Genomic DNA, 24,957 nt, shown 5'->3' with positions numbered 1-24,957 from the left:
GGGGGGGGGGGGGGGGGGGTGGAGTGCGTTGGCCTACAGGCTTGGTAGGACAAGCGGAAGGTAGCGAACATGCGGCGACTTATCTCGGGAGTGATTTCTTGTGGGGTGTGCCGGTGAACGGTATGGTGTGCCATCAATGTCCAGCTGGGCGCAGCGGGCGCACCGGTGGGGAAAAGGAGTGGGCTATGAGGATTGCGCCGCATGAATCAACCGATGTCAGCGCGCACGATCTCGCAAGGTGGGCCGCCGGTATCGAGCCAGGGGCCGCGGATCTCGACCTCGCTCGACGTGCTCTTGTCGATACCGTTGCAGTGGCCCTTGCTGCACTGGACGATCCGGTGGCTGCGTGGACGGATGGTCTGCCGGCTGCACTGCGTTGGGCAGCGGTCGGGCACGTGCTCGATTTCGACGATCTGCACATACCCTCCACGACGCACATCAGTGTGGTGTGCGTTCCTGCCACGTTGGCAGCGGGCGGCGGTGCGCGGGAGTACCTGGCGGCGGCGGGTGTCATGGCACGCCTGGGTGCAGCGCTCGGTTGGGAGCACTACACGCAGGGATGGCACACCACCGCGACGGTCGGTGCCATCTCGGCTGCTGTTGCGGCGGGGCTGTCGCTCGGGCTCGATTCTGACGGTATCGCTACTGCGATGGCGCATGCTGTCCCCGCCGCAGGTGGCGTCCGCCAAGCCTTCGGCACCGCAGGCAAGTCGATGCAAGTCGGATTCGCTGCCCAGGCTGGTGTGCGTGCGGCCACGCTCGCGGCAGCGGGCGCGACTGCCGACCCTCGTGCTGTCGGTGAATGGTTCCGGCTCGTCGGGGGGCAGAGATCCCTGCAGTTCGAAGGTCCCATCATCCCGGATGGCCTCGGGCTGAAGCTTCACCCGTGTTGTTACGCGCTCCAGCGTCCTATCTCGGCGGTCCGGTCGCTCGGTAGGTTGTCGATCGACGACATCGCCCGTATACGGCTGCGCACTCCGCACAGCGCGGTTTTGCCATTGATCCACAACTATCCGAGTTCAGGCCTGGAAGGCAAGTTCTCGCTGAACTACGGTATAGCGGCCGCCCTGCTGGACGGATTCCCTGATATCGGGAGCTTCACGGACGCTGCTGTGCAGCGGCCGGAAGTGCGGAGAATTCTCGACAGTGTCAGCGTGGTTGCCGAGCCAGTGGGGGAGGGAGTGCTCGATGGAGACTGCACGGTAGTCGTCGAACTCCGCGACGGATCACAACTCGAGGCCGTGGTCGACCTGCCGATGGGGCATCCGCGCCGGCCTGCATCCGTCGCAGATTTCGAAGCCAAAGTTCGAGGGTGTGTCGGTGACGAACGGGCGGCCGAGATTATGAACCTGGACTGGGTTTCGGCAGCGGCGTTGCTGCAATGTCATCTGCCGGGCGGTGTCAACTGAAGAACCGGCACGGACATCATTCGGACCACGCGGAGTTCAGGATTACATCGACGAAGTCACCCCGGACGAAGCCGGGAACGAAGTGTGCCAGCACATCGGCCTTCACGTTGCCGAACGTGGTATCCGGGCGGTCTTCGAGTCCATCCGTGAAGGCAGCGAGGATCTCGTTCTTGAAGGCCGGCCGCGGGTGGGAGGCAACGACGGCGGCGCGTTCCTCGTCGGTGATCGCGTCGTAGCCGATACCGAGTACGTCGAGTTCGACGCCGCGGGTAAGCAGCGCGATCTCCGGTGCCATATGCAGTGGAATCTCGGGGGTGGTGTGGAGTGCGATGCTCGTCCACACCGTGTCTACCTCGTATTCGCCGATTCCGTGGGAGCGGAGGAAATTGCGGGCCTCGTCGGCTCCGTCGATCTCGAATCGCTGATCCGCGCGTCGGTATTTCGTCGTGAGTCCGAGGTCGTGGAACATGGCCCCGACGTACAACAGTTCGGCATCGAACGCGAGTTTCTGGTGCCGGGCTCGGAGTGAGCCGAACAGGAACACGCGCCGGGAGTGGTGGTAGATCAACGGGTTCGCGGCCTCCCGCACCAATTCCGTGGCTTCGGTGACCAGGACGGTGTCGGGAATGTCAATGCCTGCGACGGTGTCGGTCATGCGTTTCTCGCTTCCGGAAGTTCTGGTCCGCGGGGCGCGGCTGATCTACTTCACAGTGACATTGTCAACCGCGGCGGAAACCGCCATTCCGGCCCACTTCCGCACAGATCGGGACATGTCCGGTCGGCTGCTCTCAGCGATGGGCGGAGTGGAATCGCTGCCGATACGCCCGCGGCGACACCCCGAGATGCTGGATGAAACTGCGTCGCAAAGTCTCCGGGCTGCCGAATCCGCTGTGCTGCGCCGCGGAAGTCACGGTGTGGCCTGCATCGAGCATGGCTTTTGCAGTGTCGAATCGGATCAGTTCGACGTACTTGGCCGGGGTGGTGCCCAACTCGTCCTGGAACAGCCTGGTCAGGTGCCGGGGGCTGACGTTGGCGCGTGCGGCGAGCCGAGTGATGGAGTGGTCACCGGCGGGATCCGCGGCCACGGCATCGACCACCTCGCGGAGCTGTCCGGTGCGTGGCCGCGGCCCGCGCAGGCTGGGGGAGAACTGGGACTGACCGCCCGGTCGCTGGAGGTACACCACGAGCGATTGGGCGACCGTTCGTGCCAGTTCGGTGCCGTGATCGCGTTCGACGAGAGCCAGGGCCAAGTCGATGCCTGCGGTGACTCCTGCCGAGGAGAAGATGGTGCCGTCCTCGACGAAGATTGCGTCGGGTTCCACGGTGATCCGGGGATATCCGCGCGCGAGGGTATCGGCGTGCTGCCAGTGAGTGGTCGCGCGTCTACCGTCGAGGAGCCCGGCCGCCGCCAGGATGAACGCACCGGTGCAGATCGAGGCCATCCGGTCGGCCTTGGCGGCCAGAGTGGTGGCCGCAGCCGCGAGTTCCGGGCTCACCGGCGTCGACGGAAATCGGTCGCCGCCCATCACCAGCGCGGTTGACAGAAGACCTGTGTCCGCGGCATCGACATCGACGGAAATCCGCATCCCGGTGGACGCGGTCACGTCGACCGCCCCGACCGAGCACAGCATCAACTGGTACGTGGCGCCGAGTCGATTGGCCTCGGTGAAGACCTCGGATGGACCGGCGACGTCGAGCATCTTCACGCCGTCGAACACGAGCACGCCGACACGGTGGGGCACATCCATGAGCTCATCTTCCTCGCCTCGTGCTTTCAACGGCCTGCCGGCTCGGACCCTTCCATAGTTCCGGTGTTGACACCGGTCTTCGTCTCGAATTCGACGACCGGCCCGAGTTGGCCGTCGAGGTCGAGATTTCAGCCGGTGTCGAGGTTCGGGATCTTTCGGCCGACCTGTCCGGGGAATGACCTGATGCTCGAAGATCTGTACAGCAACAGTATTCAGGGTGCGGGCCGTCTGCCTTACGTCGCCTGTCCGACAAGGTGTGCCGATGTTCGGGGGCCTCGTGGTCGTGGACCGGGGGAGACCCCGAGGACGGAGAGTGTGCGACGCTCTTTGTCCGGCAAGGCGTCGGCCCTCCACTTCTTCACCGCCCGGTAGAGCCATTGGCCCACCTGTTCACCGTCTGCGGTGACATAGTTCGCGGGAACAAGGGCGTTGCCGTGCTCTTCGCGGTAGGCGGCGATGGCGGTGAGCATCCGTCGCCGCTTGGCGTCGGTACGTGACACGGCAGGAAGTGGGACGTCGTCATCGCTCCACAGAAAGCCGATCGCGTCGAGTTGCTCGATGCGCTGGGGTGGCAGTGTGCCGAGCATGCGGGCAATCCGCTGGCGGTCCTGCCAACGTCCTAGTCGGAAACCGCATTCGGTGACGTAGTCGGCCGGGACCGGAGTTCGGGGGTGCTGGTGCTGAAAGGCGCGGTAGAGCTGCAGTGCGGAGGTTGCGGGCCTGTTATCTCGCATCGAGATCGCATCCTTGTGAAAGCCGTCGAGCATTATCCGGATAGTCATCACTTCAAGTATGTCAACGAGTTTGACGATCTGTCACGAAAGTCGGCTCGTGTCGCCCCGGGAATGCAATCTCTGCCGGGGCGCCGAGTGCCCGAATGCGGCGCTAGTCGTGGATGTCGACGGCGATTCTCGTCGGTTCTGTGAGAGTCGTGACCTGGAACTGCGGGTAGTCGGTACGGAGGCCGACGAACGACTGGGTGCCTCTCTCGTAGTTCGGTGTGAGGTGTACCTCGACCACGCTGTACGCCGCGGGGTCCGACAACGGGTTCGGTCCGTTGTACGCGGCGATCCCACTCTCGGCCGGGGAGTCCGTGTCGAAGAAGTAGATCTGCAGGATCGATCGACCGTGGAGTCGTGTCGCGGTCTCTTGACCGCGTTGCGTTGCCTCGGCGACGTATTCGGCGCGCCAGCCAGGCGCGTATGTGCCGCCGAAGTCGTAGACGATGCGATCGAATCCGTCGTGCCGCTCGATGTGCATGCCGCTGGCCGTAACTCCGGGGACGGGTGGGGTCACCAGCGCTGTGGGCGGGAAGAATGGGATGCCGGATATCGTCGGGCCCGGTATCGTCGGTGTGGGAGGGTCGGGGGCGCCGGGACCCCCGTTCGGGTACGTCGGTGGGGGAGGATCCGGTGGTTGGGGCGCGGCACCTCCACCGGACTGTGCGGCGGGGACCGTGCTCCACGGGATCGTCGTCCCGTCGACGGATCCGGTTTGTTCGCTGGTCGACTGACAGCCCGTAGCCAGCGCGATACAAGTCATCATTGCGACGGACAGGATCAGTGTGCGCGTTTCGCCCCTCATGTATGCGTATCGCCCTGCGCCGACCAGATGTGACTCGCGCGCGAAGCGACGAGCAAGTAGCAGGCTCAGTGACGCACGCGGTAGCGGATATGGCCGGCCTCCGGCGTGTCGATCACCCGAACGATCTCCAACTCGACGCGGGCGGGCAACACGTCGAACAGCCGACGAGCACCGCCGAACAGCACCGGGATTTGATGGATCCTGCGCCATCGCGCTCTGACCAACGGCGTTGACCGTCTACGACGGCACCACCTTCCGTTACGCAGACCAGTCCTCCGGTCTCCGGCTGGAATTGCGTGGCCGCTATGTGTTCGAACCGACGGTTCGTAGCGAATCGCAGGAGAACGAGGGGATGGCTCGACGGCTTCCTGCCACCCGACAAGTCGAGGCTTGGCTCTCGGAGGGTTCTGCTTCCCCATGTTCTCCGTCCGGAGTCTGGCTCGACAGAGGACCGTCACCGCGCGCGGTGGCTGAAAGCCGGTATGCCGACTGCGGATAACCTCGTCGATGAAGTTCTGGATGCGCCGATGGCGTTCGGCGTCGGACATCTTGGCCGGCTGATGCATCAGTGCCATCTCCTCTGGGGTGGTGTCGAGCTTCGCTACGGCGCGCAGGACGGCGCGTCGCAGCCGGAGGGTGTGGATCTGGACGTCAAGTGCCTGAGCGTGTATGGCCGCGACTTGCTTCAGGGACACGTCGTTGTTCAGCACCGTGCGGATGGTGGGCAGAGACAGTCCGAGATCGCGTAGCGTGCGGACCAGGTCGAGGCGAGCCACTGCCTGAGCGTCGTACCGGCGGTAGCCGGCCGGGCTGCGTTCGGTCGGCGGCACGATCCCCTCGTCGGAGTAGAAGCGGATCGTGCGCACCGGCAGCTCGCTGCGCTCGGCCAACTGGCCGATGGAGTAGAGCTCGTCGTCATCCACGTAGCAAAGAGTGCTGTATCGACCTACTGGAGACGCAAGCCGAGGATGGCGCACCGCACGCCAACCGCCGCACAATGATCGAGGACCGGTCAAGGCGTACCTCGACGAGTTCGCCGAACACGCGCAGGCCGACGAGGTGATGCCTCCCAGGCCGAGACCACCGAAATCCTGGCTGAAGTCCTACGACCTGCTCGCCGACGTGTGGCACTCCGCGCCCGTGCGCGGCCGAGGGATGTGAATCCGTAACAGACCAGTCGGTCTGGGCGATCAAGGTGTTAACGCAAGATACCGACAACAAGGAGCGAGAACTGTGGGTTCGTCTGAAATTTTCACCGATTTGGTCGCCTGGGGTGCTGAGGGTTTTCTGAACGGAAATCCGGTGCAGTCGGCAGTGGGTGCTGTGCTGTTCCTGGGTCTGGGACTCTGGGACCTCGTCACGGGGGCACCCATCGTCATCTGAGCAGGCCAGCCGCTCGGCATTGTCGCTACGAACTTGCCAGCGAATGTGCATCTGTCGGCTGAGTCCGGCCGAGGCCGATGGTCGGCCACACCCCGATCAGGCTGCCCGCTCCTCGACCCGAGACCTTCCGAACCCGGCCACTCGACGCCGGACAACATCCGTGACATAGCCGTCGTAACCACTCTTCGCTTCGACCCTCGTCTGTGCCTAGTGGATTCGCACAAGAACAGAAACGTTATTTTTCCTTGCACGATGCGCGGGCCGTCGGGCATCGGACGGGCCCAGCGGGGGCTGCCCGACATCAGACGTCTTGCTACTGAGAGGATCTCAATGAGAAGCACAATTATTGCTGCAGCACGCGTCACGGCCGCCGTCGTATCGGGGCTGGCCTTCACAGCGATCATCGGCTCCGGCACCGCCCAGGCGGACCCCCAGGACTGCGTCATCCAGCGGGATGCCTTCAGCGCGACGGCGACCTGCCATGACACCGATGCGCCCGCTGGCAGGGAGTACGCGCTGATCGTCGACTGTTGGGGCCTTCACGGCATCCCCAACGCCTTTCCGTTCTACGCGATCGGGCCTTTCAGTCAGTCCAGTCGCTCATTCGTGCCGACAGGTCAGGCCACGGGGGCGTGCAGCACGAATTGGGGTGCCCCCTCGTTGGATGCCGGCGTGATCACGAACGCCCACGTGGAGATCTATCGCCAGTAGCAGTACCAGGGATGCGACCGCGTATCCGCCGAACCCGTGCACTTGGTTGACGATCCACACCCCGGCCTCGATATCGCCGGCCACGTGGAGGGCCGCGCGCTTGCAGTCCCGGTCGCCAGTCGGGCGGGATCTCGCGTCATGGTTTCGCTGCTTCACAAGGGCGAGGGCTGAGCGCCGACGACCGTGCACAGAGCTGACCGAACAGGGATCCGCGTACGGGACGGATACAGACGGGCATTCTGAAACGTCGTCGAGCTACGGCCGCGTCCATGGCGACGGATTGACACACGTGGGTAACGCGCACGTGCGTCAGCCGATCTGCTCGAACAGGGACACGATGATCCCTTCGGGCCCACGCACGTAGGCCATTCGCACGCTGTTCTCGTACTCACCGATGCCGCCGATGAGCCCGTACCCGTCCGCGGCCACCGCGTCGACGGCCGCCTGGAGGTCGCCGACCTCGAAGGACACGTTGCGCAGGCCAAGCGCGTTGGCCATCGCTGTGGGCGATCCGGGCACGTGGTCGGGCGTGACGAAGGTCGCGAGCTCCAGCCGGGATCCTCCGTTGGGCGGTCGCAGCATTGCGATCTCACAGTGCGCGCCGGGGATGCCGCAGACGGTCTCCACGAATTCGCCCTCCACGGATCCGGTGCCCTCGACCTCGAGGCCCAGTCCGACGAAGAACGCCGTTGCCGAGTCGAGGTCGGCGACGGTGATGCCGATGTGGTCGAATCGTTGTACGTGTGCCATGGGATCCATCCTCCAATTGGTGTTGTGCCGATGCGATGCTGGGACGGAGCCGGGGTTGGGATCTCGACATGTTCTTTCCGCAAAGCTGCGGTCAACCCAGGGTTTCGAAAGGTCGTGCGGGACGACATGTTGCTGTCGCGTCTGGAAGACGCGGGAACGCCCCCAGTGCGCGACGGTCCACGTGATCGGGTACCGGTCATCGATCCTGGGCGCCGGCCTGTGCGGTGCCCGTCCAGCCGGTCGGGTGCTGGGGGATGCCTCCCGGGGTGGGTTCCCGGGCGCCGGTCAGGCGTCTACACCGCTGTTGCGTGTCTCGGACAGGAAGAAGGCGCAGCCGGCGGTGGCGAGTGCCGCAAGGATCACGTAGTAGGCGGGGATCCCCGGGTCGCCGGTGCTCGCGATCAGGGCGGTGACGATGAGCGGTCCGGCGCCCCCGAAGATGGCCAGGCCGATGTTGTAACCGATCGAGTAGGACGTGGTCCGGACGGAGGCGGGGAAGAGTTCCATCAGTGCGGTGTGGATGACTCCGGTGTGGCCGGCGAAGAGCACGGCGAGCACGACGATGCCGAGGACGGCGAGCACGATGGTGCCCTGTTGCATGACGAGGTAGGCGGGGTATGCGAGCAGGGCCATGGCGACGCCGGAGCCGAAGAGCAGGGGCCGGCGTCCGTATTTGTCGGAGAGGAGGGCGGCGACCGGGACGGCGGTGATCAGGGCGAGAAGTCCGATGGAGGTGACCGTGAAGCTGGCGGAGGAGCTGAAGTTCAGTTGCTTCGTCAGATAGGTGGGCAGGTAGTTGAACAGCACGTAGTAGCCGACGCTGTTCAGCAGGGGCAGGGATGCGGCCATGAGCATGCGCCGGCGATTGGCTTTGGTGGCGAAGGCGTCTTTCAGGGGGCTGGCGGCGAGTTCGTTGTTCTCCCGGAGCTCCTCGAACGCGGGCGGTTCGGCGACGCGGCGGCGGATCCAGACCCCGACCAGCCCGAGCACAGGCTAGATGGACACCCGCCCGTCCTTGACTGGGGTCGGGCAGGCCGGCGCGCGGAGGTCGCAGGAGGTCCTGACCTCTCTTCTGTCGTCACCGTCGTGGCAGAGGCCGGAGAGGTAGAGGAACATGGAAGAAATGAAAGCGGTGCGGCTCCACGCCTATGGCGGACCGGAGAATCTGGTCTACGAGGATGCCCCCCGTCCGGACCCTGCCGGGGACGAACTCGTGGTGCGGGTGCATGCTGCGGGGGTCAACGTGCTGGACTGGTTGCTGGGCGAAGGCGGGTTCGAAGACTTTCCCGATGTTCCGCTGCCGTGGATTCCGGGGTGGGACATCTCGGGAGTAGTGGAAGTGGTCGGTAACGGCGTCAGCGGGTTCCGGCAGGGCGACAGCGTCTATGGAATGGTTCGGCTGCCCGAACCCGGAAACGCCTACGCCGAGTACACGGCAGTCCCCGCCAGTCAGGTCGTCGCCAAGCCGCCCATCCTGGACCACATACAAGCGGCGGCGGTGCCGATGACCGGATTGACGGCGTGGAGGGCCCTCTTCGACGAGGCCGGTCTACAACGAGGGCAGCGCGTGTTGATCCATGCAGCCTCCGGTGGTGTCGGCCATCTGGCCGTGCAATTTGCGAAGGCCCTGGGAGCGCACGTGGTCGCAACCGCGTCCGGCTCCAACCGGGAGTACGTGAACTCGCTCGGCGCTGACGAGTTCGTCGACTACCGCGAGCAGCGGTTCGAGACGTCGGTGGCTCCGGTGCATGCCGTGATCGACACGGTCGGCGGCACAGTCCAACAGCGGTCCCTGGACGTGCTGAAGCGAGACGGGGTTCTCGTCGCCCTGCCAGCAGAGGTTCCGGACGAGGTCAAGGCCGAAGCCGAGCGACGCGGTATACGGACGCGACACTTCAGCGTCGAACCGAACGCCGACACGCTGACCAAGATCTCCCGGCTCGTCGATGACGGCAGAGTGCGGCCCACGGTCAGCTCCGTGTATCCCCTCACCGAGGCGCAAGCTGCCCACGAAGTGGGCCGGGCAGGACACGTCCGAGGGAAGCTGGTCCTCGACGCGACCACGGTTGCTTCCTGACCAGCGTGCTTCGGGACGGGCGCCGGCTGCTGCCCGAAATGCGCTGGGCGCCTGTCGCGCCCCGGTGAGGGTTCGGCTTGCGGACAACCGCGCGACGATCGACAGATATCCGCTCTGCGGAACCACCTGTCCGTCGGGGCGCTGTCGCCAGACTGTCACTTCAGCGCAGATACTCCGGGTCCGTCGAGGTCACCCAGCGCCGACTTACGTCCCGATATTGCCATGAGCAGTGATAGCGCAGGGCCGCAGACTTCTGGGCCGTCACCGATCGACACGTCTGCGTCGGTGGCCCGCAACCGGACCTGGGCAATGAGTTGCTTCGCACCTCCCAGGGATACCGGGGTGCGCGCCTGGTACCGCAGCGATCTGACGACCGCCTCCGACGGATATATACGGTTGATGCCCAGCGGCCGACGGATGTCTTCGCCATGGACGACCTCTTCGACCAGCCTGCTGTCGAGCGGTGCCGGCGGCGTCGACGTGCGTGTTGCTACCTGCTCGAGCCGGGCGAGCGTTTGGCGGGGTGTGGCGCCGCGTTCGCGTTCGACGCCTTGGGCGTTCTGGCGATCGAAGTTGAAGCGCGCCCGGGCCATATTGCGCACGATGCCGAGGCGGGTGGTCTTCGCGTTGTTGATCAAGTGGGCGGCGACATCGTGCACAGTCCAGTCACCACAGAGTGAGGGGTGGGCCCACTGGTCGTCGGTCAGGTCGGTGAGGTCATCGATCAGCGCCGCACGCTCCGCATGCACGATCGGCCAGACATCATTCATGAAGCCAGTGTGACAAATGCTGCCCGTCACCGACTGGATTGGGCCCGACGCCACCCCGACCCCACGTCGTGGACATGGCCCGTCCTGCCGCAAGCTGCCGATGGCCGTGGCCTCACGACTCCTCAGGTGGGCAGCTCCGCCCCGGACTGTTCGGCGGCCATGTACTCGGCGTACCAGTCCGGCCAGTTCGGGTCTTCTTCGCCGGTGCGCTCTTCGTGCCGGCCGTGGGCAGCCGCCACGCGCCGCAGTGCGGTCGCGAGGTCGCGTGCAGAGCCGAACGAGGTGACGGCGGTATCGATGCGCCCGGGAAGCCTGGTGGTGATCTCTTGCAGCACCCAGTCGTTGCCATCGGGGTCGCTGAACGACGCCAGCGAGAAGTAGCTGCGACGGTCCGGGTCCAGCCCGTCGCCCGGGCCGTCCGTGCCGAGGTGAAAGAGGGTCACCTCGATGCCGGCGGCGACCAGTTGGTCACGGGCAGCCTCGATGTCGGAGACAATGAGGTATCCCTTGGCGGAACCGGGTGCGGCCGTTGTGAGGTCGGCGCCGAAGTGGATCGAGGCGTCGGCGCCGGGCGGGGTGAACTGGACGACGCCGGAGCCCGGCGGTGTGACGTCTTGTCTCCAACCGAGCCGGGTGTAGAAGTCGGTGGCGCGGTCGACATCCGTGACGGGGATGACGACGACCTCCAACTTCATGTCGACCGGCGCGACCTGCGTGTTGGTTGCTTCGTTGGTGCTCATGGTTGCCTCTCTGTTTTTCGTCGTGGGGATTGATCGGGGCGGGTCGTTCGAGCCACCCACGTTTCGCCGTGTGGTCATCAGGAGACGAACTGCTGGCCACCGTCGATGTCGTATGTCGCGCCGGTGAGCGCGGTGTTGCTCATGATGTGGACGGCCAGTGCGGCCACGTCGGCGGGGCCGACGACCCGGCCGATCGGAAGTGTTGTCCGCAATTCGTTCCGGCGCGCGTCCAGCCGATCTCCGAGCAGCGATGCCGACAGTGGGGTGTCGACGAAGCCGGCGGCAATGAGATTGACGCGAACCGGCGCGAGCTCGAGCGCGAGGGCCGCCGTGAACGGGGGTAGCGCGGCGGTGGCGGCGGACGCGATCCCCAGTCCGTGACCGATGCGCCGACCGCCGGTTCCGCCCATCAGTAGCAGAGTGCCCCCGGGCCTCATCTTGCTCGCCGCGTTGCGCGCGACCTCGAGCCCCAGCACCACGTGACCGCTGAGTTGCTCGCGCACCTCGTCGGAGTCCATCTCGAGCAGGGGCGCGTAGCGCGGGCCCCCGGCAGTGACCAACACATGGTCGATCGGTGTCGGCAGGTCGTGGAAGAAGCTCGCCAAGGAGGCGGTGTCGTTGGCGTCGAAGGCCGCGGTGCGCTGCGCGCCGACGTCTGTCGCTGCTTGCTCGAGCCGGTCAGGATTGCGGCCGGTGAGGATGACATCGGCACCCTCCGCCCGGGCGCGGCGAGCCGTTTCGAGCCCGATGCCTGCGCTGCCGCCGATCACGACGACGGTTTGTCCGGCCAGTCCCGGTTCGCGCTGGATGGAGACTGGAGTGGTTTCGGTGGTCATAGTTTCTCCGATCGGTAGCGTCGGCTGCCGATGGTCGGGATGCTTGCGAGCAGAGCGCCCACGCTTCCTCCTCGGACCTGCCGCAGCCGTCGGCAGGACTGATCGCGACCCCAGGGGACGCCGTCGCGGGCTGCGCCGTTTCAACCCTGACCGAATCCGCCATGTCATCGGCGCGGCGAGGGAGGGCAGCTTGCAGTCCCGGCATCTGCGCGATATGCAGTCACCGGTCGGCCTCCGCCTACGGAAATGCTTCTACAGTCCTCGCGGCCGGGCAAGGGCGGACGCACAGTGGGCTTCCGGGTGTGGAGCGGTGGCGAGCCTCAACGCCTCAAGGGTGGGGGAGCGGTGTCGCGTCTCGGGTATCGAGTATTGCTGTCATCACTGCGATTTCATTGCTCTGGTCACGGATCATCCCGCGTGCGATGCGGCGGATCGGTTCCGATGCAACCGAGTGGGTGGCTGCCTCGGCCATGTCGACTCCTCCTTGGTGGTGCCGAATCATGAGCTGCAGAAACAGTGTCTCGGCATCTGCTCCGCGCAGGCCGGCGAGCCGGGTGATCTCGCTGGTACTCGCTGCCCCCGGCATGGGTGCGCCGCCGTGGTCACTCATGGCGGGATCCGATCCGTGCATCCATTGCATCGGGCGCGGTGTGGTGAACGGTTCGTCGAAGAGGTTGAGCCAACCGCGCATCGTCGCGATCTCGGAGGTCTGTGCGACGACGATCTGATCGGCGATGACCCGGATCTGCGGATCGATGTCCCGCGACAGCGTCTGGGCGATCAGCACGGCCTGCTCGTGGTGCACCGACATGTCCTGAGCGAAACCGATGTCCGCTGATGACAATTGCACCCCCTCGGGGTTCGTGTCGCGTTTCGATTGCAACCACATTCCGGCGGCGATCCCGGCGGCGCCGAGCAGGATGGCGCTCAGCAATAGGACGAGGGGACCGTGGGACGACGAAGGCTTGGTGTCACTGCCCATAAGTCGATGCCTGATTCGCCGGTGGTTGATACACGGTGTCGTCCAGTTGCAGCGCCATGAATCCGTTGTCGCTGCACGAGGTCCAGATCTGGTTGCCGTGGAACTCCGGCGGTGAGAAGCACCAGTCCGCGGACAGGTCGCCGAACGCCACCATTCCGGCGCGTGGGCCGAACGCGACCCGCGGATCCGTCTTGCCCTCGAAGACGGCGCGGGCGAGCGGAACGAAGTTGAAGAGTGAGACACCGATCAGCGAGGACAATGCGTGTGGAGAGTTGGTGAGCTGAACGTTCTTACCGGTCTGTGCCGGCGGGTTGTAGTAGGCGATCTCACTGATGCGGCTCAGATCGCGGATATCGAACACGCGTATCCCGGACGATTCCCAGGAGCACGCGAGCGCGGTCGGGTCGGCTGGACGGTCGACCACGCAGTAGTGCGGATCGTAGGAGAACACCGAGCCGCCTTGCGACGACCGAAGGTTCGCGGCGGTATTGGCCGGAAGTTGGATCTCGAGCTTGATCTTCTGCACGATCTCGGCGTGCGCCGGGTCGGCGACATCGAAGACCTTGATTCCCCCGCCGCCGGTTTCGTCGACGGTGAAGATGTAGGGCTTGTCCCCATACGTGACCGGGATGCTGTGCTGATTGAAGAAGCCGTCGGTCCACAGATAGGTGGCGATCTGCGGCACGGTGGGATATGGGTCGCCTCGTTGCACCGCGCTGATGTCGAGGACGGTGATCCCACCGAGATTCGACAGGTACATCCTATTTCCGTCTGGGGTGATGCCGAATCCGTGCCCGCCCAGTCCGTGCAATCCCTGCCAGAGGATCCGCGGCTCGGCCGGGTTTCTGATGTCGATGGCGGTGAGGAATCCCGGTGCGGGACCGGACACCCAGTAGGTGTTGCCGTCCGGGGAGAAGCCGCCCTCGTGGGAGATGAAGGGCAGCGGCATCGTGACGTCGGTACCGGCACCACGGTTGAGCAACCGGGGGTGGGCACAGTCGGAAATGTCGTAGACGGAGAAGTAACCGGTGCCGGCAGCGATCGGCACCGCCGTGGCCGCGAGCAACTTGCGTGCCTTGTTGACCTTGAGACTCTCCCAGGTGCCGCCCAGCATCGCGGGTTCGTTGAGGGTCGTGGACAGCACCGGCCGCGCGGGGTTCGACACGTCGAGCACCTGTACGCCCGGCGTTGTGGGGTTGAGCAGGTTCCCGGGGAAGAACGTGCTGGTGTAGGAGCAGTGGTCGTAGGTCACCGACAGCAGGCCACCACCGCGATCCTGCAAGCCTCCGACCAGCGACATGTTGCATCGATAACCCTGGGTGCTTCGGCCGTTGTTTCGGTCCTCGGCCGGAACGTCGCCCTGCAGACCCGTTTCGGGCAGCGAACCGGGACCGCAGTTCGCCCGCGGAACGGCCGTCGAACCGACGTCGTCGAAGAAAAACGTCTCGGCTGACGCGACGGCAGGCGCGGGGCTCGTCGCGACCCCGAGGACGACCGCTACCGCCAGGGCCGCGGTAGCCACACCTCGCCGCGCACATCCTGGCCGCGTCCGCGCGATCCGCATCCAGATCTCCCCCTGCAGTGTGGTCTCGATCACGGGAAGGCTAGCAACGCGTACTCGAGTTCACATACAAATCGGGCAACTCCGCAGAACTGGCAGACGGCGCGTGAAAGGTATGGCGAGAACTACGCCTCCAAGTCGCCGCCAACCTCCTGTCCTGGCTCACCGAGCAGGACCGCACCCTCCGAACACCTCCTCGGCGACCACGAACGCTGGTCCGCGCTGCGCCGGTGCCTGACCCACGACGACCTCGACCTGCGGGTGCGGGTGGCCACTGCCCTCGTTCTGCTCTACGGCCAGATCCCCACCCGCATCGTCGAACTCACCACCGCCCATCTCAGCACCGACACGCGGGGCGACAGCTTCCTGCGACTGCACGACCGTCCTGTCCTGCTTGCCACACTGATCACCGAACTCATCGACAGGCCGGGTCAGCGTCGTTCCGCCGCGCTCGCCCCGTCGACGGCACCGGCCCGGTTGTTTCCGGGCAGGCGCCCCGGCTCCACCTCGATCCCGGTCGGCTCGCACTCCTGCTGCGCACGGCCGGGTTCACGGTGCGGTCCGCCCGCGGGGCGGCGCTGGTGGCACTGGCCGTCGACCTGCCCGCACCCGTGCTCGCCGACCTCCTCGGCATCTTCATCGGTGCCGCGGCCCGGTGGAGTGCACTCGCCGCCCGCGACCACGCCGACTACCTCGCCGCACGCACCGCACATCCGCCCCGGTGACACCACCTGCGGCTCAGGTCTTCGCCCGATGTTTTGTGTCAGGCCTACCCCTTGGCCTCACCGGTTACAGGCCCGACGAGCCCGAAAGCGGAGGTACCTCATGGTCACCGCCGCACCGATGCTGCCAGGGACGCCCGCCTCCACGACGGGCCGCGAGGCCGCGCAACTCGCCCTGATCGGCCAGCCGCAACCGATCCGGGTCCCCGAACGGCTGTGGCGGTCCTGGCTCGACGACCCCACTGTTGTGGCGCGGTTCGAGGCGAAGACCTACCGGCGCCCGGGTGGCCGGTGTGGCTCGGCAGCGTCTCGTCCACCGGGCACGGCTCCTTCCGTGCCGCGAGCCTGCCCGGCATGTCTCGACGTGGCACCGTGCCCGCGCACGTTGGTTCGCCATGAGGACCGTAACGGAGCGTTGGGCTTGCGGGGACGGATCGTCGAGACGCACCTCGACCTCTGGGAGCGGGCGCGATCCCCGGGAGCAGCTGGGCACCCATCCCGGGACCGGGGCTGACCGCAGATTCGGGGTTGCGTGCGGGCGGGCATGCCCATTCTCGTCCGCGCGCCCCAAGGGCGAGAATATCGTTGGTTGCAGCACTGCACTCCGGGCCCAGCAGGGACCCGTGAGCGTTCCGACGTCCGGGAACGGGATGTGAGTGGTCATGGTGGAGCGAACGGGTGTGCGTCGCGAGGTTCTCCCGATTCCGGATCGGCCCTACCTCGGTCTGGTCACCTATGACGCCAAGGATCCAGACACGACTTTCCCCCCGATCGAACCCCTGCTCCCTCCCGACGGTGCGCCGAACGTGCTCGTGGTCCTGCTCGACGACGTGGGGTTCGGGGCCGCCAGTGCCTTCGGCGGGTCGGCGCACACCCCGACCGCGGAGCGCCTGCAACGCGACGGCCTGACCTACAACCGATTCCACACCACCGCATTGTGCGCACCGACCCGGGCGGCGCTGCTCAGCGGCCGCAACCATCATTCGGTCGGGATGGGCATGATCACCGAGACCGCGACCGCGGCGCCCGGTTCGTCGGGGTTGCGGCCGAACACGAAAGCCGCGTTGCCGATGACGTTGAAGCTCAACGGGTATTCGACGGCGCAGTTCGGCAAGTGTCACGAAGTGCCGCCGTGGCAGACGTCCCCGATCGGCCCGTTCGATGCCTGGCCGTCCGGGGGCGGCGGCTTCGAGTACTTCTACGGGTTCATCGGCGGTGAGAACAACCAGTACTACCCGGCGCTGTACGAGGGGTTCGCGCCGGTCGAGCCGGACAAGACCCCCGAGGAGGGTTACCACCTCACCGAGGACCTGACCGATCACGCCATCGACTGGATCGGCACCCAGAAGTCCCTGGCCCCGGACAAGCCGTTCTTCGTCTACTTCGCTCCCGGCGCCACCCACGCCCCGCACCACGTGCCGCCGGAGTGGGCGGACAAGTACGCCGGCCGGTTCTCGGGCGGGTGGGACGCCCAACGCGAGGCCACCGTCGAGCGGCAGAAGCAACGCGGCGTCATCCCCCCGGACACGGAGTTGACCCAGCGACCGGACGCGATCCCGGCCTGGGACGACATGGACGACGCCCTCAAACCGGCGCTGGAGCGTCAGATGGAGGTCTACGCGGGGTTCCTCGAGCACACCGACTTCCACGTCGGCCGCCTCATCGACGCGATCGAGGAACTCGGTGCCCTCGACAACACCCTGATCTACTACATCATCGGCGACAACGGTGCCTCCGCCGAGGGCACCGTCAACGGGGCGTTCAACGAGATGGCGAACTTCAACGGACTCGCCGCCATCGAGACCCCGGAGTTCATGGCGCAGGTCAAGGACAAACTCGGCACGGCCGACGCCTACAACCACTACTCGGTGGGCTGGGCGTGGGCAATGTGCACGCCATTGCAGTGGACCAAACAAGTTGCCTCGCACTGGGGTGGCACCCGCAACGGAACCATCGTGCACTGGCCGGCCGGCATCGCCAGCAAGGGGGAGGTGCGGTCGCAGTTCACCCATGTCATCGACGTCGCGGCGACGGTTCTCGAGGCCGCGGGGCTGCCCGAGCCCACGTTCGTCAACGGGGTACAGCAATCCCCGCTCGAGGGCCCGAGCATGCTCTACAGCTTCGACCAAGCGGATGCGCCGGAACGGCACGATCTGCAGTACTTCGAGATGGCCGGCAACCGCGGCATCTACTACAAGGGCTGGAGCGCGGTCACCCGGCACAGCACTCCGTGGCTGCCGAACGAGCAACTCCCCCCGCTGGACGAGGACGTGTGGGAACTCTACGACGGCAGCGTCGACTGGTCCCAGTCCCACGACCTCGCAGCCGAGATGCCCGAGAAACTCGCCGCTCTGCAACGGCTCTGGTTGATCGAGGCCGTGAAATACAACGTGCTCCCGATCGACGACCGCCGCTTCGAACGCCTGAACGCGACCATCGCCGGCCGACCGCAACTGGTTACCGGGACCACACAGACCCTGTTCCCCCGGATGCGGCGGCTCAGCGAGAACAGCGTCATCGACGTCAAAAACCGGTCCTTCTCGGTCACCGCGGCGATCGAGGCACCGGAGAACGGGCCCACCAACGGGGTCCTCATCGCTCAGGGCGGCCGCTTCGGCGGGTGGGCCCTCTACGTCAACGACGGGCGCGCCAAGTTCGTCTACAACCTCCTGGGCATGAAGGAGTTCGTCGTCGGCGCAACGGAAGACCTCACCACCGGCAGTCATCAGGTCCGGGCCGAATTCGCCTACGACGGAGGAGGCCTCGCGAAGGGTGGGAATGTGACTCTCTTCTACGACGGCCGCGAAGTGGGCGCCGGCCGGGTCGAGCAGACCCAGCCGTTGATCTTCTCCGCCGACGAGACCACCGACATCGGCGACGACTACGGGACACCGGTGAGCACCGACTACCACGACCCCACCGGGTTCACCGGCCGCATCCACGTCGTCCAGATCGACGTCGGCACGGACGACCACTCCCACCTCATCGACCCCGCAGAAGTGGTGCGGGTCGCCACGTCCCGCCAATAGGCGGGGCGCTCCTGTCGGCGCGTGAGTTGGTGCACCTCGCGCCTCGACGATTCTCAACCTGACCCTGGGTGATCGTCGCTGCCGCCCGGCCTTTCCGTGTGGACTGACCGCGGTTGCTCGGGCCGGTTCGAGTGTCAGGTGCATGCCGGCTGGGCGCGATGATGAGCTGTCCCGACCGGCGAGGGAAGGGATCGAACGATCGTGCCGAGACGACCCGGTTCGGGTATCGCACGGGCCGGTACCACGGTCGTACCGGATATGCCCGGGCCACACATGAGATGCGCCGGTCTGACCCACGTGCCACGGGTGGAGGAATACCGCACCTTTCGAATACCGCACCCCACCAGTCTTTATGCCGCCAGTCTGCCCGGTCCTCCTCCGCAGCACCGTCCCGGCGCACGTGTTCGCCTACCAACTCGAATACGGCGTCATCCCACGGCTGGGTGGTCCGGTGCCGACGACACGGTGCTGTGTCACCAATGCGACTTCGCCGGTTGTGTCAACCCTCATCACATGCGTTTGGGCACCAACGCCGTCAACCGCACCGAATGCCACCTCCGGCGCCGCAACCTCGCCACCCCCCTCGCCGACGTCCGCGGCCCGGCCGGGCGCATCCGCGCAGTCGCCGCCGCCGTCCGCACCGGCCTGTCGCGCGGCCACACCACCAAGCAGATCGAGGAACGGATCCGGTGCGCCGAAGACGCCGGACTTCCTCTCACGCTGTGGTAATCACCGGCAGACGCCCCCGCGCGAAGAACCGATCTACAGGTTGGATCGGGGACTCGTGCCCTCGTGCTCAACGTGCAGCTTTCCCGCGATCGGGTGTCTTCCGAATCGAGACCGCCGAAGCAACAGCCACACCCGACAAGTCGGGTGGCCCACTTCAGGATTTCGGGGTGTAGTGGGACATTCTCTTGACGTAGTTGTCGGCGTTGTGTCGTATCTGCTCGAGTTCGTCCGGAGTGCATGTGCGCCGAACTCTGCCGGGTATGCCCGCGACGAGTGAGTTCGGTTCGATGACGACGCCTTCGGGCACCAGGGCACCGGCCGCGATGATAGTCCCTCGTCCGATTTTGGCGTGGTTCATCACGATCGCGCCCATACCGACCAGGACGTCGTCGTCGATGGTGCAGCCGTGCAGGACGGCATTGTGTCCGACGGAGACGCCGGAGCCGATGGCCAGCGGGGCTCCTGGGTCTGCGTGGAGTACGCATCCATCTTGGATGTTGCTGCGCGATCCGATGGTGATGCGGTCCGCGTCGGCGCGTATGACTGCGTTGTACCAGAGGCTGCTTTCGTCGCCGAGGTGTGCATCGCCGATGAGGGTGGCGTTCGGTGCCACCCATGCGGTAGCGGCGACGGTGGGCCTGTGCCCGTTGATGGTGATCGGGGTCGTCACGCGAGGACCTTTCCGGGGTTGAGGATGCCGCGCGGGTCGAGGGCGTTCTTGATGGCGGTCTGCATTGCCTGGACCGGTGGTGGCAGCTCGCGGGTGAGACCGCTCATCTTGAGTGTGCCGATGCCGTGTTCGCCGGTGATGGTGCCGCCGAGGTCGAGCGCGACGTCCATAATCTCCTCGAACGTGCGCTGCGCGCGGGCTTTTTGGTCGGCGTCGCCGGGGGTGGTGACGATAAGCGGGTGGAGGTTGCCGTCGCCGGCATGGGCGATGGTAGCAACGAGGGTGTCGTTGCGGTGGGCGATTTCCTCGACCGCGGCCAGCATGGCGGGCAGCTGGTCTTTCGGGACGCACACGTCTTCGGTGAGGACGTTGCCGAGACGTTCGACCGCAGGATAGGCGAGTTTGCGTGCAGCGAAAAGAGCTTCGGCTTCGGCGTCGTCATTCGATCGCATCGCCCAGGCGGCGCCGGCGCTGGTGAAGCATTCCGCGATCGCGTCGGCTTCCTCGGTACCGGTGTCGCCAGGGGTGTCGGTGCGGGCGAGGAGCAGGACGGTGGCGTCGGTGGACAAGTCCATTCGTTTCCACTGGTCGATCGCTTCGAGGCAGTGGCGGTCCATGAGTTCGAGGGCGGCCGGGGTGAGTCCGGCGCGGGCGATGGCGCGGACAGCGTTTCCGGCGTCGACTGTGGAGTCGAAGGAACCGACGATCGTCGCTGGTGGTGCCTGCATGGGGCGCAGGCGGACGGTGATTTCGGTGACGAGGGCGAGGGTTCCCTCGGATCCGGTGAGAAGTCCGACCAGGTCGTACCCGGCGACGCCCTTGGCGGTTCGGCGGCCGACTGTGGTGAGTTCTCCGGTCCCGGTGACGATCTCGAGCGCGAGCACATAGTCCCTGGTGACGCCGTACTTGACGCAGCACAAACCTCCTGCGTTGGTGGCGACGTTCCCACCGAGGGTGGACCAGGGGGAGCTGGCGGGGTCGGGCGGATACCAGAGCCCTTCGGCGGCGCAGGCGGCCCGCAGATCGTCATTGATGACACCGGGTTCGACGACAGCGAAGCGTTCGAGGGTGTCGATCGTCTTGACTCGATTCATCTTCTCGAACGAGATCACCACCGAACCCTCGACGGCATTCGCCGCTCCGGCCAGACCGGTGCCGGCGCCCCGGGCGACGACCGGCACGTGGTGCTCGTAACAGGCGCGGACAGTGCGCTGTACCTCGTCTGTGGTGGTGGGGCGCACGAGCGCGAGGGGGGTGCCGTGGGCTGCCCAGCTTGCCTGATCCCGAGAGTACGTCTCGAGCACAGCGGGATCGGTGGTGGTGCAGGCCGCCGGGAGGGCGTCGAGAAGGGCGGAGGACGGTACGCCGGTGGTCAGTGTGTCGGTCATGCGATGCACCGCGTTTCGAGTCCACCGTCGACTGCCAGGCAGACACCGGTGATGTAGCTGGCGTCATCGCTGGCGAGGAACCGGGCGGCGGCGGCGAGCTCCCACACGGTGCCCATTCGCCCGATCGGGGCGATCGCGTTGCGGGCCGCGACCATCTCCTCCGCGTCGGCGTACTGACCGGCGATCTGACGGTAGATCAGTGGGCTGTCGATCAGTCCCGGCATGATGGCGTTGATGCGGATACCGTGGGCGGCTTCGTCGACGGCGAGGGTGCTGGTCAGATGGTTGACCGCTGCTTTTGTCGCGTAGTACGAGCTGTAGGGCAGTCCGGTATGGCGGACCGCGGCGAGCGACGAGATGTTGATAATGGCACCTGATTTGGCCTTGCGCATGTGCGGCAGCACGTATTTGCAGGAGTGGAAGACGCTGGTGAGGTTGATGTCGAGCGCGCGCTTCCAGTCTTCGGTGGAGAGGCTGACGGGATCTCCCATCTTCGTCACGCCGACGTTGTTGTGCACGATGTCGATGCGGTGGTGTCGGTCGATCACCGTGGCGACGGCGGCGGCTACCGAGTCTTCGGCGGTGACGTCGACCTGCAGTGCGGTGGCCTTGCCACCGTCGTCGGTGATGGCGTCCACGGTGCGGGTCGCTGCCGTGAGGTCGATGTCGCCGCAGATGACGGTGGCACCGGCGCGGGCGAAGGTCATGGCGACGGCGCCACCGTTACTCCACCCGTCGTCGGCGGTACCCGCCCCGAACAGGAGGGCAACTTTTCCCTCGAGGGATGCGCCAGCGATGTCCCGCGGCGGGGTGGTCTGTCGGAGGGTGTCGGTCACAGGTTGGTCCTATCTGGTTCGGACAAGGCGAGTTCGAAGGTCATGGCGATCGGGTTGTGTCCGCGTACAACCGATCCCGTGTACACGTTGCCGTCGATCGCGACGGCGGCGCAGGACAGCTCTGCCCGTGCCCGGCCGTCGCTGTCTCGGGTGATCGCCCCGTCGAGGTACATCACTTCGGTGGCCGGCCCGGGTGCGGTGATGATCTGTGTGCCCTGGGTGAGGGTGGCGCCGATGAAGGAGCCGATCTTGCCGCGCACGACCGCGTTGTCGAACCCGTGGGTTTCGGCGAGGTCCTCGACGGCGGCGACGATGTCGACGTTGGGGTGGATCCGGGCCACCACCGAGCGCAGCCCGCCCGCGTGTGTCGTGGTGTGGTGCTGCGCCGGTTGTGGTTGGAACACCGGGAAGTTGATCTCCGGATCCGGGGTCACCGTCATGGCGACGTCGTCGGTGGCGTAAAGATCGGCCAGGACACCGGCGCCGAGGAGCACCGAGTCCGGTATCAGGTGCCCGGCACGCATGACCCCGTCGGCGCCGACGAATTGGGCGTGGCAGTGCGCGAAGATCTCGCCGTCACGCTTTCCGATGGTCACCCCGCCCCGGACGAAGGTCGCGGGGCCCTGGCCCCGCCGGGGTTCGCTGAAGGTCGCCACGCTGGTACCGGCGTGGCAGATCGAGGGGATGTAGTAGTCGAAGGCTTCGAATGTCCCTCCGCGCAATTCACCGAAGGCGCTGGTGAATCCGCGTGCGAACACCGCGTCGTACAGGGCGGGGAGCAGCGCCTGACCTGCGGGGAGTTCGGTGTCGATGTGGTGGAGGGTCGCCGGATAGGCGTCCACACGCTGGGATGCGGGTGGGCCCGGGTGCTCGAGGCGCGGCACCCCCGGGAGCAGGGAGATGTCGGGGACGGTCACGAGCCGACCTCGCTCGGCCACAGCCCCAACTGGAAGAATTCGTTCTTCAGCAGGGTGGTGGTGACCTTTCCGTAGCCGGAGGTGGGCAGGGTGGGTGCGAATTCGATCCGCTTGGGCACCTTGTAGCGGGCCATGTTCGATCGGCACCAGGTGAGCAGCTCGTCGGTGGTCAGGGTCGATCCCGGCCGCAGCACGCAGAGGGCGTAGCCGACCTCTCCCCAGGTGGGGTCGGGGGCGCCGACGACACCGGCAGCGACCACGTCCGGATGCTTGAGCAGCTTTTCTTCCACTTCCCGAGGGTCGATGTTGGAGCCACCGGAGATGAACATGTCCGAGGCCCGCCCGGTGATGTACAGCAGTCCGGACTCGTCGAGGTAGCCGAGGTCACCGGTGCGGAACCAGCCGTCGCGGAAGGCTTTCCGGTTCGCCTCGGGGTTGTCGAGGTATCCGGCGAATACGGCCGGCCCGCATACGCAGATCTCGCCCCGCTCACCGGCGGCCAGTTCGCGGCCGCCGTCGTCCTGGATGCTGATCGTCATGCCGGTGCGGGCGTAGCCCGCGGTGCCGATGCCGTCCGGTTCGGGTGTCGTGCCGTGCAGTTCGGGTGGCAGGACGGTGATGTTGCCGGTGACCTCGCACAGGCCGTAGTACTGAACCAGCACTTTGCCGAGGACATCGAGGGCGATCCGCTGGTCCCGTGAGGACATCGGGGCTCCCGCATAGACGACGTAGCGCAGGCTGCTGCGTGCGGGATCGTGACCGTCGGCGGCCTGGGCCAGCTTGTTGAGGATGGTCGGGACGGTGAACATGGTCGAGACGGCGTGCCGCTCGATCAGCTGCCATGCCTCACCGGCGTCGAGGGAGTCGCTGCCTGTCAGCACGATCGCCGCTCCGCGGGCGACGTGGGTCAGGGCGTGCACCCCGGCGCCGTGCGAGAGCGGTGCCAGCACGAGGGTGGCGTCGCGGTCGGTGAGCTGCGGCATCAGATCGCACAGGTGGTTGGTGACCACGAACGCCATCTGATCGTGGGTGAGCACCGCGGCTTTCGGTCGCCCGCTGGTCCCTGAGGTGAAGAAGTACCAGGCCGGAGTTCCGACATGGACCGGTGCGTCGACGCTGACCGCGTGGGGGAGGTGCTTGTCGATCAGTTCCGCGACGTGGACGCTGCCGAACTGGGCGGCGTCGCGGTCGTCGCCGATCGCCCAGGTTTCGTATCGGTTCAGCGCGTCGGCGTGGGGGGCGCAGGTGTCGTGGCAGATCACCAGGTCCGGTGTGACGAGGTCGGCGAGGGGGGCGACGTCGTCGGGCACCAGCTTGCAGTTGGTGGGGACGATGACCGCCCCGAGTCGCCAGGTGGCGAACAAGACGGTGAGCGTGTCCATGCAGTTGGGGCTGTGGAGCAGCACCACCGATCCGGCGGTGAGTCCGTGGCCGCGCATCGCGGCGGCCAGGGCGCTGACGCGGTCGTCGAGCTGGGCCCACGTCCAGGTGTCGTCCCCGCGGATGACGGCGGGCCGGTCCGAGAGCCGGGCGGCGGCCTGGGTGAGCAGGGTTGCCAGGTTGGTGGTGCGTTGCGGTGCGGTGGTGGTCTCGAGGGCGGACATGCTGGTCACCACCTTTCCAGGATGGAGGCGTAGTTGGTGACGGCGGTACCACCCATGTTGAATACGCCTCCGAGGTCTGCAGTGGGGAGTTGGAAGGTGCCGGCTTCGGCGGTGAGCTGCATGGCCGCGATCGCGTGCATCGACACCCCGGTGGCCCCGATCGGATGGCCCTTGGCTTTCAGACCGCCGGAGCGGTTGATGGGGAGCTTGCCGTCGGGCAGGGCGAGTCCCTCGTCGACCACCTCGTGGCCGCGGCCGCGTTCTGCCAGCCCGAACACTTCGTACTGGATCAGTTCGGCGATGGTGAAGCAATCGTGGGTTTCGATGAAATCGAGGTCGACGGTCGAGGTCGCCGCCTGCTCGAGTGCCCGATTCCAGGCCAGGCGGGCGCCGGCGAACTCGATCGGGTCGCGGCGCGAGAGCGGGAGGAAGTCGTTGGCGTGGGCGCGGGCGCGGAAGGCCACCCGGCGCGGTGCGGCCTGGGCGCGGTCGGCACTGGTGATCACCAGTG

The 24,957-nt window shown here is 66.3% G+C and carries 26 protein-coding genes and 1 pseudogene; 8 read left to right on the top strand and 19 right to left on the bottom strand.

Features of this window, described 5'->3' with window-relative positions:
• Positions 1–41 precede the first annotated feature (41 nt).
• A complete protein-coding gene (locus tag AZG88_RS20775; RefSeq protein ID WP_231914111.1) occupies positions 42–1,409 on the top strand; it encodes an MmgE/PrpD family protein in 1,368 nt (455 codons plus the stop codon).
• 16 nt (positions 1,410–1,425) lie between these two features.
• On the opposite strand, the gene AZG88_RS20770 is transcribed toward AZG88_RS20775, so the two are convergent.
• The 5 genes from AZG88_RS20770 to AZG88_RS20750 form a co-directional block, all read right to left on the bottom strand.
• The gene (locus AZG88_RS20770) at positions 1,426–2,064 is read right to left on the bottom strand and encodes an HD domain-containing protein (RefSeq protein WP_061042789.1); all 639 of its coding nucleotides are present in this window, start codon (positions 2,062–2,064) and stop codon (positions 1,426–1,428) included.
• A gap of 133 nt (positions 2,065–2,197) precedes the next feature.
• Positions 2,198–3,157, bottom strand: coding sequence for a GlxA family transcriptional regulator (locus AZG88_RS20765; protein WP_061698787.1), 960 nt, complete (start codon positions 3,155–3,157; stop codon positions 2,198–2,200).
• Positions 3,158–3,390: 233 nt separating this feature from the next.
• On the bottom strand, positions 3,391–3,891 hold the full coding sequence (locus AZG88_RS20760) for a helicase associated domain-containing protein (protein WP_005242081.1): 501 nt from the start codon (positions 3,889–3,891) through the stop codon (positions 3,391–3,393).
• 151 nt (positions 3,892–4,042) lie between these two features.
• The gene (locus tag AZG88_RS20755; RefSeq protein ID WP_231914110.1) at positions 4,043–4,453 is read right to left on the bottom strand and encodes an AMIN-like domain-containing (lipo)protein; all 411 of its coding nucleotides are present in this window, start codon (positions 4,451–4,453) and stop codon (positions 4,043–4,045) included.
• Positions 4,454–4,806: 353 nt separating this feature from the next.
• Positions 4,807–5,664, bottom strand: a complete 858-nt coding sequence (locus AZG88_RS20750; RefSeq protein ID WP_061698786.1) for a MerR family transcriptional regulator — start codon at positions 5,662–5,664, stop codon at positions 4,807–4,809.
• A gap of 310 nt (positions 5,665–5,974) precedes the next feature.
• Here AZG88_RS20750 and AZG88_RS52715 point away from each other — a divergent pair, with 310 nt between their 5' ends.
• Entirely contained in the window at positions 5,975–6,124 is a 150-nt protein-coding gene (locus tag AZG88_RS52715) for a hypothetical protein (protein WP_167344014.1), read from the top strand.
• A 330-nt stretch (positions 6,125–6,454) separates the two neighbouring features.
• Positions 6,455–6,835 (top strand): hypothetical protein, encoded by a 381-nt coding sequence (locus tag AZG88_RS20740; protein ID WP_025432659.1) that lies wholly within the window; start codon positions 6,455–6,457, stop codon positions 6,833–6,835.
• 309 nt (positions 6,836–7,144) lie between these two features.
• Here AZG88_RS20740 and AZG88_RS20735 read toward each other — a convergent pair whose 3' ends face one another.
• Positions 7,145–7,585: a VOC family protein gene (locus AZG88_RS20735; RefSeq protein ID WP_025432658.1), complete on the bottom strand. Its 441-nt coding sequence runs from the start codon at positions 7,583–7,585 to the stop codon at positions 7,145–7,147.
• A 285-nt stretch (positions 7,586–7,870) separates the two neighbouring features.
• Positions 7,871–8,575 carry an MFS transporter gene (locus AZG88_RS20730; RefSeq protein WP_005242065.1) on the bottom strand — a complete coding sequence of 235 codons (705 nt, stop codon included), beginning with the start codon at positions 8,573–8,575 and terminating at the stop codon, positions 7,871–7,873.
• A 124-nt stretch (positions 8,576–8,699) separates the two neighbouring features.
• Here AZG88_RS20730 and AZG88_RS20725 point away from each other — a divergent pair, with 124 nt between their 5' ends.
• Positions 8,700–9,662: an NADP-dependent oxidoreductase gene (locus tag AZG88_RS20725; RefSeq protein WP_005242063.1), complete on the top strand. Its 963-nt coding sequence runs from the start codon at positions 8,700–8,702 to the stop codon at positions 9,660–9,662.
• A 155-nt stretch (positions 9,663–9,817) separates the two neighbouring features.
• Here the strand turns inward: AZG88_RS20725 and AZG88_RS20720 are convergent, their stop codons facing one another.
• From AZG88_RS20720 to AZG88_RS20695, 6 genes are all read right to left on the bottom strand, one after another.
• Positions 9,818–10,432: a maleylpyruvate isomerase family mycothiol-dependent enzyme gene (locus AZG88_RS20720; protein WP_025432657.1), complete on the bottom strand. Its 615-nt coding sequence runs from the start codon at positions 10,430–10,432 to the stop codon at positions 9,818–9,820.
• A 122-nt stretch (positions 10,433–10,554) separates the two neighbouring features.
• On the bottom strand, positions 10,555–11,172 hold the full coding sequence (locus AZG88_RS20715) for a VOC family protein (RefSeq protein ID WP_061698785.1): 618 nt from the start codon (positions 11,170–11,172) through the stop codon (positions 10,555–10,557).
• A gap of 77 nt (positions 11,173–11,249) precedes the next feature.
• Complete coding sequence (locus tag AZG88_RS20710; RefSeq protein ID WP_005242052.1) at positions 11,250–12,008, bottom strand: SDR family oxidoreductase; 759 nt, start codon at positions 12,006–12,008, stop codon at positions 11,250–11,252.
• Positions 12,009–12,336: 328 nt separating this feature from the next.
• Positions 12,337–12,990, bottom strand: a complete 654-nt coding sequence (locus AZG88_RS20705; protein WP_061698784.1) for a DUF305 domain-containing protein — start codon at positions 12,988–12,990, stop codon at positions 12,337–12,339.
• On the bottom strand, positions 12,980–14,554 hold the full coding sequence (locus AZG88_RS20700; RefSeq protein WP_005242047.1) for an LVIVD repeat-containing protein: 1,575 nt from the start codon (positions 14,552–14,554) through the stop codon (positions 12,980–12,982). Before AZG88_RS20700 ends, AZG88_RS20705 begins: the two co-directional genes overlap by 11 nt.
• Positions 14,555–14,713: 159 nt before the next feature.
• Positions 14,714–14,929, bottom strand: coding sequence for a hypothetical protein (locus AZG88_RS20695; protein WP_025432655.1), 216 nt, complete (start codon positions 14,927–14,929; stop codon positions 14,714–14,716).
• Between the two features lie 176 nt (positions 14,930–15,105).
• Between AZG88_RS20695 and AZG88_RS51865 the strand changes: the two genes are divergently transcribed.
• The 4 genes and pseudogenes from AZG88_RS51865 to AZG88_RS55320 all read left to right on the top strand — a co-directional run bounded on the left by AZG88_RS51865 (position 15,106) and on the right by AZG88_RS55320 (position 19,031).
• Positions 15,106–15,276, top strand: a complete 171-nt coding sequence (locus AZG88_RS51865) for a hypothetical protein (protein ID WP_156517565.1) — start codon at positions 15,106–15,108, stop codon at positions 15,274–15,276.
• Between the two features lie 118 nt (positions 15,277–15,394).
• Positions 15,395–15,660, top strand: a pseudogene (locus tag AZG88_RS50185) (hypothetical protein); the annotation flags it as partial.
• Positions 15,661–15,935: 275 nt separating this feature from the next.
• Positions 15,936–18,302, top strand: coding sequence for an arylsulfatase (locus tag AZG88_RS20690; protein ID WP_061698783.1), 2,367 nt, complete (start codon positions 15,936–15,938; stop codon positions 18,300–18,302).
• A 513-nt stretch (positions 18,303–18,815) separates the two neighbouring features.
• Positions 18,816–19,031 carry a hypothetical protein gene (locus tag AZG88_RS55320; protein WP_331712283.1) on the top strand — a complete coding sequence of 72 codons (216 nt, stop codon included), beginning with the start codon at positions 18,816–18,818 and terminating at the stop codon, positions 19,029–19,031.
• A gap of 154 nt (positions 19,032–19,185) precedes the next feature.
• On the opposite strand, the gene AZG88_RS20680 is transcribed toward AZG88_RS55320, so the two are convergent.
• The 6 genes from AZG88_RS20680 to AZG88_RS20655 form a co-directional block, all read right to left on the bottom strand.
• The gene (locus tag AZG88_RS20680; RefSeq protein ID WP_005246711.1) at positions 19,186–19,701 is read right to left on the bottom strand and encodes a gamma carbonic anhydrase family protein; all 516 of its coding nucleotides are present in this window, start codon (positions 19,699–19,701) and stop codon (positions 19,186–19,188) included.
• The gene (locus tag AZG88_RS20675) at positions 19,698–21,089 is read right to left on the bottom strand and encodes an FAD-binding oxidoreductase (protein WP_061698782.1); all 1,392 of its coding nucleotides are present in this window, start codon (positions 21,087–21,089) and stop codon (positions 19,698–19,700) included. The genes AZG88_RS20680 and AZG88_RS20675 overlap by 4 nt, the downstream gene beginning before the upstream one ends.
• Positions 21,086–21,925, bottom strand: coding sequence for an SDR family NAD(P)-dependent oxidoreductase (locus AZG88_RS20670; protein WP_061042163.1), 840 nt, complete (start codon positions 21,923–21,925; stop codon positions 21,086–21,088). Before AZG88_RS20670 ends, AZG88_RS20675 begins: the two co-directional genes overlap by 4 nt.
• On the bottom strand, positions 21,922–22,842 hold the full coding sequence (locus AZG88_RS20665; protein ID WP_231914109.1) for a PCC domain-containing protein: 921 nt from the start codon (positions 22,840–22,842) through the stop codon (positions 21,922–21,924). The genes AZG88_RS20670 and AZG88_RS20665 overlap by 4 nt, the downstream gene beginning before the upstream one ends.
• The gene (locus AZG88_RS20660; RefSeq protein WP_226955493.1) at positions 22,839–24,446 is read right to left on the bottom strand and encodes an AMP-binding protein; all 1,608 of its coding nucleotides are present in this window, start codon (positions 24,444–24,446) and stop codon (positions 22,839–22,841) included. The genes AZG88_RS20665 and AZG88_RS20660 overlap by 4 nt, the downstream gene beginning before the upstream one ends.
• Positions 24,447–24,451: 5 nt before the next feature.
• The coding region (locus tag AZG88_RS20655; RefSeq protein WP_442971729.1) for a thiolase C-terminal domain-containing protein at positions 24,452–24,957 on the bottom strand (506 nt) is incomplete at its 5' end.

The organism is Rhodococcus sp. LB1 (assembly GCF_001583455.1).
In the GTDB taxonomy this organism is placed as follows: Bacteria; Actinomycetota; Actinomycetes; order Mycobacteriales; family Mycobacteriaceae; genus Rhodococcus_F; species Rhodococcus_F opacus.
Note: the sequence above shows the minus strand (reverse complement) of the source record. Positions and strands in the feature narration are given on the sequence as shown.